The organism is Acidobacteriota bacterium, assembly GCA_039683095.1.
Lineage (GTDB): Bacteria > Acidobacteriota > Aminicenantia > Aminicenantales > Saccharicenantaceae > RBG-16-66-30.
Genome location: JBDKSB010000012.1, coordinates 794973 through 807586 on the forward strand (window position 1 = coordinate 794973; position 12614 = coordinate 807586).

Below are 12614 nucleotides of genomic sequence, written 5' to 3' on the forward strand. Positions count from 1 at the left end.
GCGGCCGATCTTCGCGGAGGGGCTTGACAAGCGGGCCCGATTGTGGATAATTATTCGATTCATATGGATAAATATTCAGTCAAAGAACGGCGCCGGCTCCTGGCCCGGGTCCTGCGCGAGGAGCCGGCCGGAAGCCAGGAGGCCCTTCTCAAGGCCCTGCGCCGGCACGGCCTCAGGACCGTCCAATCGACGCTGTCCCGCGATCTCCGGGAGATCGGCGCCGTCCGGGTCCCGGCGCCCTCGGGGGGCTTCCGCTATGAGGTCCCGGCCGCCGGCGGCGCGTCCGGGTCGCCGCGCGAGAAGCTGCGGGCGATGTTCCGGTCCCTCGTCTCCGGCGTCAAGGGGACGGGATCCCTGGTGCTGGTCAAGACCTCGCCCGGCAACGCCGCCGGGATCGGCGTCCTGATCGACGCCCTCGACCATCCGCATATCCTGGGCACGGTGGCCGGCGACGACACCATCCTCGTGGTCGCCGACGGCGACGAGCACGGCCGCGCCCTCCTGGGGGAATTCCGTGCTTTCCTCTAAGTTCTTCCCGACCAGGGGCATGTTCCGGCGCCGGGGCTCCCGGCACAACTGATCACCCCCCGTCACCACCGTCCCGGCCCTCGCGGCCGGTCCCGAAAACCCATTCTTCCGGTCAATGAAAGGATCTTTCTCATGGACAAGGTCATCCTCGCGTACTCCGGCGGCCTCGACACGTCGGTCATCCTCAAGTGGCTCGTCGAGCGCGGCTTCGACGTCGTCGCCTACGTGGCCGACGTCGGCCAGGACGACGACATGGCCGCGGTCGAGGCCAAGGCCATAGCCACCGGCGCCTCCAAGGTCTATGTCGAGGACATCAAGGACGAGCTGGTCGCCGATTACGTGTTCGCCGCGGTCAAGGCCAACGCCATCTACGAAGGCCGCTATCTCCTGGGGACCTCGCTGGCCCGGCCGCTGATCGCCAAGCGACAGGTCGAGATCGCCCACAAGGAGAAGGCCCAGTACGTCGCCCACGGGGCGACGGGCAAGGGGAACGACCAGGTCCGCTTCGAGCTGGCCTACCTGGCCATCGACCCCGCCATCAAGGTCATCTCCCCGTGGAAGGACAAGGAGTTCCTGGCCTCGTTCCAGGGCCGGCCGGACCTGCTCGCCTACGCGGCCGCCCACGGCATCGACGTCAAGGCCTCGCGGGAGAAGCCGTACTCCGAGGACGCCAACCTCATCCACATCAGCCACGAATCGGGGATCCTCGAGGACCCCCGGACCGCGCCGGACGAGGGGGTCTTCTCCTGGACGCGGAGCCCCAAGGACGCGCCCGACGCCGAGACCAGCCTGGAGATCCAGTTCAAGGACGGCGTCCCGGTGCGCGTCACCGACCTGACCCGGGGGCTGACCAAGACCGGCCCCTCGGCGCTGTTCGCCTATCTCAACGACGTCGGCGCGGAGAACGGGATCGGGCGCGTCGACATGGTCGAGAACCGGTTCGTCGGCGTCAAGAGCCGCGGGGTCTACGAAACGCCGGGCCTGACCATCCTCCGGGCCGCCCACATGGACATCGAGGGCATCGCCATGGACCGCGAGGTCATGCGCCTGCGCGACACGCTCACGCCCAAGTTCGCCGAGATCGTCTACAACGGCTTCTGGTTCTCGCCGGAGATGGATTTCCTGATGGCCGCGGTCAACAAGAGCCAGGAGGTCGTCGACGGCATCGTCCGCCTGACCCTGTACAAGGGCAACGTCACCGTCACCGGCCGGGAATCGCCGAGCTCGCTCTACGACCAGGACCTCTCCAGCATGGACATCGAGGGCGGCTTCAACCAGCAGGATTCGCGCGGCTTCATCGCCATCAACGCCATCCGCCTCATGGCCCACAACGCCATCATGACCCGCCGGGGCAAGAAGGTCACGGACTTCATGAGGAACGGGCAATGAGCGGCAAGGTCTGGGAGCGGCGCTTCGCCGGGCGGAAGGCCGTCCCGGCCCTGGAAAGCTACAACGCCTCGATCGGCGAGGACGCCTTCCTGCTCAACGCGGAGATGGACGCCTCGCGGGCCTACGCCCTGGCGCTTTCGTCGGCCGGGGTCCTGGACAGCGAAGAGGCGGCGGCGGTCCTGAGAGGCCTGGCCGCCGTCTCCCGGCGCCTCGCGGCCGGCGAGGACCTGTCCCGGTTCGAGGACGTCCATTCGGCCGTCGAGCTCCTGCTCATCGAGGAGGCGGGCGAGCCGGGGCGGAAGCTGCACACGGGCCGCAGCCGCAACGAGCAGGTCGCGACCGACGAGCGCCTGTACCTGAAGTCCTCCCTGCCCGCCGTCGCGGCGGCCGTCGCCGGCGTCCAGGAGGCCCTGCTGGAATTGGCCGAGGCCGCCCCCGGCGCGGTCATGCCCGGCTACACCCATCTCCAGCGCGGCCAGCCGATCCTTTTCGCCCATTACGCCCTGTCCTTCTTCTGGGCGCTCGAGCGCGGCAAGGGCCGGATCGCCGACGCCCTGGAGCGCCTGGACGTCTGTCCGCTGGGGTCGGGAGCTCTGGCCGGGTCGACCGTCGCCCTGGACCGCGAAGGCCTCCGGGCCGAGCTGGGCTTCGCCGCCGTGTCCGAGAACTCGCTCGACGCCGTGGCCGACCGGAGCTTCATCCTGGAGAGCCTCGGCGCCATGGGCCTCGTCCTGATCGACCTGTCCCGCCTGGCCGAGGACCTCATCATCTTCGCCTCGGCGGAATTCGGCTTCATCGCCCTGGCCGACGCCGCGGCGACCTCGAGCAGCCTGATGCCGCAGAAGAAGAATCCCGACGTGCTCGAGCTCCTGCGGGCGGCCCCCGGGCGGCTGTTCGCCCACTACTCCCGCCTCTTCCTGGTCCTCAAAGGAACGCCCTGGTCCTACAACAAGGACCTGCAGGAGGACAAGGAGCCGCTGCGCCGCGGCGTCGAGGACGCCCTCCGGGCGCTCGAGGCAGCGCGGGCCGTCCTGCGCTGCGTCCGCCCCGTGCCGGAGCGCATGGCCGCGGCCATCGACCCGTCGATCTTCGCCACCGACCTGGCGGATACGCTCGTCGAGCGGGGACTGGCCTTCCGCGAGGCCCACGGCATCGCCGCCGAGGCCGTCCGCCTGGCGGAGAGCTCGGGCCGCCGCCTCGACGGCCTGGCGCCGGACGAACTCCGGGCCCTTCATCCGGCCCTGCAGGACCTGCCATCGGGGCTCTTCGACCCGCATCATTCGGTCCGGCGCAAAAAGACGCCGGGCTCGACCAACCCCGACATGGTCCGGCGGCAGATCAGGAAGGCGCGGGCCGTCCTCGGCTGCGCGGGCTGATGAGCGGGGCTCCCGCGGCCTCTTCATCGGGGCCTCCCTTTATAGTATGATGTGCTGTCCTCAACCGAGGCAGGAGAGACACGATGGCCCACGCAGCCAAGACGCCGGAGGCCGAACGTATCAGCCGCCGTGATTTTCTGAAGACATCGGCCACGGCCGGGCTCGGCGCCGCCCTGGCCGGGACCGCGTTCGGACAGGCCCCGCCCCAGGCCGGGCCGGCGGCCTCGGCCGCGAAGTCCGCCGACGAGCTCCGGGTGGCCGTCATCGGCTGCGGCGCCCAGGGCCGGGTCCTCATCGAGTCGATGCTCCGCATCCCCTCGGTCCGCGTCGCGGCCATCTGTGACATCTGGTCCTACAGCCGCCAGTACACCGGGAACTATCTCAAGAAGTACGGCCATGTCGCCAAGGCCTACGAGGACTACCGCGAGCTCCTGGTTTCCGAAAGAAAGGGCCTCGACGCGGCCGTCGTGGCCACCCCCGACTGGATGCACGCCGAGCACGCCAACGCCTGCCTGCGGGCGGGCCTTCCGGTCTACTGCGAAAAGGAGATGTCGAACTCGCTCGACAAGGCCCGGTCCATGGTCCTGACCGCACGCGAGACAGGCAAGCTCCTCCAGATAGGCCACCAGCGGCGCTCCAATCCACGCTACATCCACGCCATCGACCGGCTCATCCGCGAGAAAAAGCTCCTGGGCCGGGTGACGGTGGCCTACGCCCAGTGGAACCGGGCCAAGGCCGACCTGCTGGGCTGGCCCGAGAAATACGGCATCGACCGGGCCACGCTCGACAAGTACGGCTACGGCTCGATGACCGAGTTCCGCAACTGGCGCCTGTACAAGAAGTACGGCGGCGGGCCGATGGTCGACCTGGGCTCCCACCAGATCGACCTGTTCAGCTGGGTCCACGGCGCGCCGCCCAGATCGGTCGTGGCCAGCGGCGGCCTCGACTACTACAAGAACTGGCAATGGTACGACAACGTCATGGCCATCTACGAGTACGAGACCCCGGACGGCCCGGCCCGGGCCTTCTACCAGGTCCAGACGACGACCCAGCACGGCGGCTTCTACGAGACGTTCATGGGCGAGAACGGCTCGCTCGTCCTGTCGGAGATCCCCCAGCGCGGCAACTGGGCCATGCGCGAGCCCCACGCGCCCGAGTGGGACTCCCTGGCCAAGGCCGGTCTGCTCCAGTCGGAGGCCGTGCCCATCCAGAAGTCGACGACCAAGAACATCTTCGTCGACGTCCGGGTGACGGCCGAGGCCGGCCGCTGGCCGCTGCCGGTCGAGCTGGCCAAACCGGCCCATCAGCCGCATCTGGAGAACTTCTTCGACGCCGTGCGCAGCGGGACGCCGCTCAACTGCCCGGCCGAGCTGGCCTACGAGTCGTGCGTCGCCGTGCTCAAGGCCAACGAGGCGGTCAAGGCCCGCCGGATCATGGAGTTCCGGCCGGAGCAGTTCAAGGCATGAGCCCCGCCGGACGGACCGCTTTCCGGGTTGCGGGCGCGGCCCTCTTCGCCGCGCTCGTCATGGCCGCGGGCCTCGCGGCCCAAACCAATCCGCAGGGCGCGGCGCCGGCCGGGACCGGGCAGCCCGCGTCGGCCGTGCCCGCCCCGGCCCCCAAGCCCGCGGCCTGGGACGGCCACCGGACCATCACGACCCACCTGCTGCCCCTGCGCGATGAGAACGACGAGCCCATCATCCCGACCGAGGCCGAGCCCCTGCCGTACTCGGCCCGCTATACCTGCGGGCCCTGCCACGACTACAAGACCATCCAGGGCGGCTGGCACTTCGGGGCCATGACCGCCGGCCGGAGCGGCCGGCCCGGCGAGCCCTGGTTCGAGGTCGACCCCCGGACGGGGACCGTCCTGCCGCTCTCGTATCGCAAATGGACCGGGGCCTTCGACCCGCGGGCGGTCGGCCTCGGCGCCTGGGACTTCACCATGCTCTTCGGCCGCCATCTCGCCGGCGGCGGCCCGGCCGAGCCAGCCGAGGCCGAGGTCGAAGCCGAGCCGGACGGGCGCTGGAGCGTTTCGGGCAAGGCCGAGATAAACTGCCTGGCCTGTCACAACAGGTCCGGACGCCAGGACCCGAGCGAATGGGCCAAGCAGGTCCTCCGCGAGAACCTGCGCTGGGCGGCCACGGCCTCCGCCGGGATCGGCGAGGTCGGCGGCATGGCCTCCCGGCTCAAGGGCACCTGGGACATCTACGACGGGCCAAATCCCGACGACCACGAATGGGCCGTCGTCCCGGAGGTCACGTACCGGACGGCCGATTTCGACTCCAAGCACCGCTACTTCTTCGACCTGAACTACCAGCCTTCTGACGAGCGCTGCCTGGCCTGCCATGCGGTCTCGCCGAAGGACGAGCCCATGTGGAGCGCCGAGGCCGACGTCCACGCGGCGGCCGGCTTGAAGTGCACGGACTGCCACCGCAACGACCTCGGCCACGCCATCGTCCGCGGCTACGAGGGCGAGGCGGCCGAGACGGGCAACAAGACCGCGGCCTCCTTCACCTGCCGCGGCTGCCACCTCGGGGAGGACGCCGGGGGCCGGAAGACGGTCGCGCCGGGGCGGCTCGGCGCGCCCTATCCGAAGCACACGGGCATCCCCCTGGTCCACTTCAAGCGCCTCTCCTGCACCGTCTGCCACTCTGGGCCGCGGCCGAAGGAGGGCTTCACCCGGGTCCGGACGTCACGGGCCAACCGGCTGGGCATCCACGGCGTCGCCGCCTGGGCGACCGATTCCCCGGCCGTCGTCGAGCCCGTCTATAAGAAGGACGCGGCCGGCAAGATCGCGCCGCAGCGGCTGGTCTGGCCGGCTTATTGGGCCCGGCGGTCCGGCCAGGGCCTGGCACCGATCAAGCCGGCCGAGGTCGAGGCCGCGGCCGGCGACATCCTCAAGGGCGAAGACCGCATCGCCCAGGTCCTCATCGCCCTGAGCCAGGTGACGGCCGAGGACGAGACGCCCGTTCTCGCGGCGGGACGGTTCGTCTTCTCCGCGAACGTCGACGCCGGCCTGGACGCCGCCGGGCGGCCGGGAGCGAAGGCGGACACGGCGGCCTTCTGGGGCATCCGCAAGGGCGCCGAGATCGCCCCGCTCGCGCCCGATTTCGATCCGGCCGCCGCGGACAAGGACCCGGCCGTCGAAGCCAGGTTCCAGGAGTTCCTCCAGGCCCTGGAGACCATCGCTCCGAAGCCGGGCGAGCCGGTGATCGTCGTCCGGAAGACCGTCTACCGTCTCGTCGACGGTTTCCTCGACGCGTCCGAAGCTCCGGCCGGCCTGGCCGGAGCGGCCGGTCCGGGCTGGCTCGCCGCCGGCAAGCTCCAGCCCCTGGCCTCGGATCTCGACGTCCGGACCGCGGCCGCCAAGGCGGGGACCGAACAGACGCTGACCGAAGAACAGGTAACGCTCGTCCTCGGGGCGCTGGCCAGGGCCGGCGGGAACGGCGAGTGCGTTTACGTCTCCGGCGGCCGGCTGTTCAGGCTCGACAAGGGCGGCCGGCTCGTGTCCCGAAAGGACAAGGCCGCCGCGCCCGTGACCTGGCCCCTGGCCCACAACGTCCGGCCGGCCCAGCAGTCCCTGGGCTGGAAGGCCTGCACCGATTGCCACAGCGGCGGATCGGACTTCTTCTTCGACACGATCAAGGGCACGGGGCCCCTGCTGACGAAGAGCGTGGCCAAGCGCTCGGCCGCGTCCTTCATGGGCCTCGGCGGCCTCTTCCAGCGCGTCTTCGGCCTGTCGTTCATCGTCCGGCCGGTCTTCAAGATCGTCCTGGCCGTCTGCGCCTTCCTCGTCGGGCCGCTCCTCCTGCTGGCCGGGCTGGTCGCGCTCGGCCGCTTCGCCGGGTTCATGGAGAAGAGGTAGGGCCATGGTCTTCACGATCGTCACCGTCCTCGTTCTCGCGGCGGCGTTCCTCGGGCTCGCCTTCCACCGCTTCCTGACGACCCGCGAGGAGGCCCGGTCGACCATCCTTTACGGCGAGCTGATCAAGAAGTTCTTCGCCTGGCTGGCCCTCCGGACGGTCCAGATGTCCCGGCGGGCTTCGCCCCGGGCCTGGCGGGCCTGCCTGAAGGGGCTCCCCCTCTGGCGGGAGCCGGTCCTGGAGAAGTGGCTCGACATCTGTTTCTGCGGGAGCTTCCTCTACCTGGCGGCCAGCGGGTTCTTCTTCGGCGTCTTCATCCCGCGCGGCCTGTTCGGCTTCCCGCTCGTCGGGCACGTCATGTGCGGCGGCCTGTTCTCCGTCTGCCTGGCCGTCATCGTCCTGTTCAAGGGCCGTGACTTCGTCGCCGTGCCGAAGCCGGCCAGCCTGACCTTGTCCATCCTCGACCTCCGGAAGATGGGCGTCACGCCGGCCCGGGTCAGGGTCTGGGCTTTCTGGCTCTTCGTCGCGGCCGGGTTCCTGCTCATGATATCCGCCCTGCTGCCCATGCTGCCCCTGTTCGGCACGCCGGGACAGAGGTTCCTCTTCGAGTTCCACCGCTACGCGGCGCTGGCATCGGCCGCGGCGGCCGTCGTCTTCGCCGGCCTCGAGATCTTCAAGGATTGAGGCCGGGCGGGCCGGTCCTGCGCCCCTCCGTCCCCTTGCTATTTCCATTTGGATGGACTATCATTTTTTGTCGCGGGGACCGCGACGATGAGGCACCGCAAGGTGCCGCCATCACCACACTTTAGGAGCTTATCAATGGCTTTAAAAGGGTTCAATGCCTTCGAAATGGCTCAGAAGCAGTTCGACTCCGTGGCCGATCTTCTCGAGCTTGACCAACCGACCCGGGACCTCCTGCGGACGCCTCTGCGGGAGTACCACTTCTCGATCCCCGTTCGCATGGATGACGGATCCGTCCGCGTCTTCCACGGCTTCCGCTGCCAGCACAACGACGCCCGCGGGCCCTGCAAGGGCGGCATCCGCTTCCACCCCCAGGAGACGATCGACACCGTCCGGGCCCTGTCCATGTGGATGACCTGGAAGTGCTCCGTCGTCGACATCCCGCTCGGCGGCGGCAAGGGCGGCGTCATCTGCGACCCGCACGACCTGAGCCAGCGCGAGCAGGAACGCCTCTGCCGGGGCTGGATGCGGGTCCTGGCTTATGACGTGGGCCCCCTGCGCGACGTCCCCGCCCCCGACGTCATGACCAATCCCCAGCACATGCTCTGGATGCTCGACGAGTTCGAGACCATCCACGGCGCGAAGTACCCCGGCTTCATCACGGGCAAGCCGGTGGGCATGGGCGGCTCGCTCGGCCGGACGGAAGCGACGGGCTACGGCGTCGTCTTCACGCTCCGGGAAGCCCTAAGAGAGAAGGGCATCAAGATCGAGTCGACCACGGCCGCCGTCCAGGGCTTCGGCAACGTCGCCCAGTATGCCATCAAGCTCTACACCCAGCTCGGCGGCAAGGTCGTCGCGGTCGCCTGCTGGGACCAGAACGACCAGGCTTCCTACACCTACCGGAAGAAAAGCGGCGTCAACCTCGACGAGCTCCTGGCCATCACCGACCGCTTCGGCGGCATCGACAAGGCCAAGGCCGAATCGCTCGATTACGAGCGCCTGCCCGGCGACGCCTGGATCGAGCAGGACGTCGACATCCTCATCCCCGCCGCCCTGGAGAACCAGATCAACGGTGAAACGGTCAAGAGGATCGGCCCCAAGGTCAAGGTCATCGCCGAGGGCGCCAACGGCCCGACGACCCCCGAGGCCGACGCCGTCATCAAGAGCCGGGGCATCTTCGTCATCCCCGACTTCCTGGCCAACGCCGGCGGCGTGACCTGCAGCTATTTCGAGCAGGTCCAGTGCAACATGAACTTCTTCTGGACCAAGGAAGAGGTCCTGAGCAAGCTCGATGACAAGATGACCGCCGCCTTCAAGGCCGTCAGCGAGCTGGCCCGGACGCGCAAGCTTTTCATGCGCGACGCCGCCTACGTCATCGCCGTCAGCCGCGTCGCCAACGCCTGCAAGGACCGCGGCTGGGTCTGATCTCTTCCGTTCGTCGCGACGTCGCCGTCCCGTCCTCCCCGGTCCGGCCGGGGAGGACGGGGCGTTATTGACGGACCGGACCCGGGCCGGAACAGGACCGGGCCGGCGGCCTCTCGATCAGAAAGGAGGGACGCCGCGACATGACCAATCCGCGCACGCCGACGGCCGTCGAGACCCTGTTCTCCACGCTCCACGAGCGGGCCAAGGAGCTGAGCTGCCTCTACCGCATCGAGGAGATCCTCAGCATCTACGACGTCCCCCTGGAAGAGGTCTTCCGCCAGATCATCGAGGCCGTCCCGCCGGGCTGGCAGTACCCCGACTGCTGCCAGGCCCAGATCACCTACGGGACGGACGTCTTCGAAACCCCCGAATACGAGGAAACGCCCTACGTGCATTGCGCGGACATCCGCGTCCAGGACGCCTCGGTCGGCCGCCTCTGCGTCTCCTACAGGAAGCCGACGCCGGAGAGCGATTGCGGCCCGTTCATGAAGGGCGAGGTCAAGCTCATCCACCAGGTCGCCGAGCGCCTCGGCCAGTTCATTCTCCACCAGCGCCTGCGGGGCATGTACGAGCAGATCAGCAGCGACCGCCGCGACGGCGCCGGCGGCACGCGGGGCTGGCGGATCGCCCTGGACCTCCTCCGCAACACCAACCCGACCCTTCTCCTGCGGGTCTCCCGCAAGATGATGAACTACCTCGGCTGGCGCGGCGTCGGCGAGGCCCGCGACCTGCTGCAGCGGTTCGGCGGCGCGGCCGTGGCCGACGGCCTGTACGGGGAATCGAACCAGCCCCAGACCCGGGAGTCCCTGGACCGCTTCTTCGCCCTGACCGAGGAGACCTTCCGCTGCGCCTCGGCCAACCTGACCGACGAGGAGATCCTGGACCGCATCCAGCGGTGGATCAACGAGGACCGCTCGAGCTCGGCCGTCCAGAACCTCGAGAACGTCTACGCCGGCCTGCCGGAGGTCCTCGACAGCATGCGCCGGATCAGGATCCTGGCGCCCGAGGGCATCCAGCTGCCGCGCTCGACGGCCAACAGCGTCCGGGTCGCCCTCATCCGCCGCTTCTTCACCGAGCAGCTCGAGTTCATCAACGTCGCCAAGAAGTACGTCGACATCGAGGACTTCTTCGACCTGAGCGAGAAGATCGTCTTCCCGCCCGGCAGCCACGGCAAGCTGGGCGGCAAGAGCGCCGGGCTGTTCGTCGCCAGCCGGATCCTGGCCCAGGCGGCCCGCCGGACCAAGGCCATCGGCACGGTCAAGAAGCCCCGGACCTGGTACATCACCTCCGACGCCCTGATCGCCTTCACGTCCTACAACAACCTCGACGACGTCCACGAGCAGAAATACAAGGATATCGAGATCGTCCGCCAGGAGTATCCCCACCTCGTCCAGGTCTTCAAGAACTCGACCTTCCCGCCCGAGATCGTCAAGGGCCTGTCGGTGGCCCTGGACGACTTCGGCGACGTCCCGCTCATCGTCCGCAGCTCGAGCCTCCTCGAGGACCGGCTGGGCACGGCCTTCGCCGGGAAGTACAAGTCCCTGTTCCTGGCCAACCAGGGCGACAAGCAGCAGCGCCTCGGGGCCCTGCTCGACGCCGTGGCCGAGGTCTACGCCTCGATCTTCAGCCCCGACCCGATACAGTACCGGGCCGAGCGCGGCCTCCTCGACTTCTACGAGGAGATGGGCGTCATGATCCAGGAGGTCGTCGGGACCCGCGTCGGGAAGTATTTCTTCCCCGCCTACGCCGGCGTCGCCTTCAGCCGGAACGAGTTCCGCTGGTCGCCGCGCATCCGCCGCGAGGACGGCCTGCTCCGGCTCGTGCCGGGGCTGGGGACGCGGGCCGTCGACCGCGTCAGCGACGACTATCCCGTCCTCGTCTCGCCCGGCCAGCCGAACCTGCGGGTCAACGTCTCGACCGACGAGGTCGTCCGCTACTCGCCCAAGAGGATCGACGTCATCGACCTCGAGGAGAACGCCTTCGTGACCAGGGATATCCGGGAGGTCCTGCGCGAGGCCGGCCGCGATTTCCCGGCCCTGACCAAGGTCTTCTCCATCTACCGGGACGGCCTGCTCCAGCGGCCCATGGGCCTGGCCACGGACTGGGCCTCGTCCGACGCCGTGGCCACCTTCGACGGCCTGGTCGCCGCGTCGCCCTTCATGGCCCAGCTCGAGGCCATCCTCAAGACCCTGTCGACGGCCATGGGCGTTCCGGTCGACATCGAGTTCGCCTCGACGGGCACTGACTTCTACCTCCTCCAGTGCCGGCCGCAGAGCCAGGCCGCCGAGGACGTGGCCATGGAGATCCCGGCCAACCTGCCGGACGAAGCCGTCCTGTTCACGGCCCGCAAGCACGTCCCCAACGGCCGCGTCGCCGACATCACCCACATCGTCTACGTCGATCCGGACCGCTACGGCGGCCTGGCCGATTTCGCCGATCTGGCGGCCGTCGGGCAGGCCGTGGGCAAGCTCAACAAGCTCCTGCCGCGGCGGCAGTTCATCCTCATGGGGCCCGGGCGCTGGGGCAGCCGTGGCGACATCAAGCTCGGCGTCCGGGTCACCTACTCCGAGATCAACAACTCGGCCATGCTCATCGAGGTGGCGCGCAAGAAGGGCAACTACGTCCCCGACGTCTCGTTCGGGACGCACTTCTTCCAGGACCTCGTCGAGTCGGGCATCCGCTACCTGCCGCTCTATCCCGACGACGAGGGGATCAAGTTCAACGAGAGGTTCCTGCTCACGTCGCCCAACCGGCTGGCCGACCTTTGCCCGGAGTGCGCCGGGCTCGCCGACGCGCTCCGGGTCATCGACGTCCCCCAGGCCGCCGGCGGCAAGGTTCTCCGCGTGGTCATGAACGCCGACGAGGAAGCGGCGGTCGGCTACTTCGCTCCGCCCGAGGCCGCGGTGCGGACGGCCGGCGGCGCCGCCCGGGCCGGGCTGGGCGAGGACGAGGGCCAGTCCCTCTGGCGGATGCGCATAGCCGAACGGATCGCCTGCCGCTGCGGCGGCCCGAAATGGGGCATCCGGGGCGTCTATTACGTGGACCCGGGCGACGGCGGCCAGGCCGATCCAGCCTCGCCCATGAGGCTCGTCATCCACTTCACGGGCGGCGCCCGCCAGCGCAAGGAGCTCGAGACCTGGCTCCAGGGCTGGAGCATGTCGCTGGCCGAGGTGAACTACTTCCGGACCGGGTTCCATTCCGACGGCCTGCTGGACGTCCTCTTCCTGACGGACGAGAAGATCCAGGGAGAGAAGGACGTCGCGGCCCGCCTCAAGGTCGCTTCGAACGCCGTTCGCGGGCTCCCGCTCGGGCCCAAGGCCGTTTAATCCGGGGACACCGCTCCCGGCCGGCCCTT

The 12614-nt window shown here is 69.0% G+C and carries 8 protein-coding genes; all 8 read left to right on the plus strand.

The window, feature by feature from the left end:
• Window positions 1-63 precede the first annotated feature (63 nt).
• The 8 genes from ABFD52_11255 (at window position 64) to ABFD52_11290 (ending at window position 12585) form a co-directional block, all read left to right on the plus strand.
• Complete coding sequence (locus ABFD52_11255; GenBank protein MEN6561343.1) at window positions 64-528, plus strand: arginine repressor; 465 nt, start codon at window positions 64-66, stop codon at window positions 526-528.
• A gap of 132 nt (window positions 529-660) precedes the next feature.
• Entirely contained in the window at window positions 661-1917 is a 1257-nt protein-coding gene (locus ABFD52_11260; GenBank protein ID MEN6561344.1) for an argininosuccinate synthase, read from the plus strand.
• On the plus strand, window positions 1914-3293 hold the full coding sequence (gene argH / locus ABFD52_11265; protein ID MEN6561345.1) for an argininosuccinate lyase: 1380 nt from the start codon (window positions 1914-1916) through the stop codon (window positions 3291-3293). Before ABFD52_11260 ends, argH begins: the two co-directional genes overlap by 4 nt.
• A gap of 83 nt (window positions 3294-3376) precedes the next feature.
• Window positions 3377-4759, plus strand: coding sequence for a Gfo/Idh/MocA family oxidoreductase (locus ABFD52_11270; protein ID MEN6561346.1), 1383 nt, complete (start codon window positions 3377-3379; stop codon window positions 4757-4759).
• A complete protein-coding gene (locus ABFD52_11275) occupies window positions 4756-7155 on the plus strand; it encodes a hypothetical protein (GenBank protein MEN6561347.1) in 2400 nt (799 codons plus the stop codon). Before ABFD52_11270 ends, ABFD52_11275 begins: the two co-directional genes overlap by 4 nt.
• A gap of 4 nt (window positions 7156-7159) precedes the next feature.
• The gene (locus ABFD52_11280; protein ID MEN6561348.1) at window positions 7160-7837 is read left to right on the plus strand and encodes a hypothetical protein; all 678 of its coding nucleotides are present in this window, start codon (window positions 7160-7162) and stop codon (window positions 7835-7837) included.
• Between the two features lie 135 nt (window positions 7838-7972).
• On the plus strand, window positions 7973-9259 hold the full coding sequence (locus ABFD52_11285; protein MEN6561349.1) for a Glu/Leu/Phe/Val dehydrogenase: 1287 nt from the start codon (window positions 7973-7975) through the stop codon (window positions 9257-9259).
• Window positions 9260-9399: 140 nt separating this feature from the next.
• Window positions 9400-12585 (plus strand): PEP/pyruvate-binding domain-containing protein, encoded by a 3186-nt coding sequence (locus ABFD52_11290; protein MEN6561350.1) that lies wholly within the window; start codon window positions 9400-9402, stop codon window positions 12583-12585.
• Window positions 12586-12614: the final 29 nt, after the last annotated feature.

Coding starts and splice junctions, on each gene's coding strand:
- ABFD52_11275 (MEN6561347.1), top strand. CDS start 4,756: ATGAGCCCCGCCGGACGGACCGCTTTCCGGGTTGCGGGCGCGGCCCTC.
- ABFD52_11260 (MEN6561344.1), top strand. CDS start 661: ATGGACAAGGTCATCCTCGCGTACTCCGGCGGCCTCGACACGTCGGTC.
- ABFD52_11285 (MEN6561349.1), top strand. CDS start 7,973: ATGGCTTTAAAAGGGTTCAATGCCTTCGAAATGGCTCAGAAGCAGTTC.
- ABFD52_11270 (MEN6561346.1), top strand. CDS start 3,377: ATGGCCCACGCAGCCAAGACGCCGGAGGCCGAACGTATCAGCCGCCGT.
- ABFD52_11290 (MEN6561350.1), top strand. CDS start 9,400: ATGACCAATCCGCGCACGCCGACGGCCGTCGAGACCCTGTTCTCCACG.
- ABFD52_11280 (MEN6561348.1), top strand. CDS start 7,160: ATGGTCTTCACGATCGTCACCGTCCTCGTTCTCGCGGCGGCGTTCCTC.
- ABFD52_11255 (MEN6561343.1), top strand. CDS start 64: ATGGATAAATATTCAGTCAAAGAACGGCGCCGGCTCCTGGCCCGGGTC.
- argH (MEN6561345.1), top strand. CDS start 1,914: ATGAGCGGCAAGGTCTGGGAGCGGCGCTTCGCCGGGCGGAAGGCCGTC.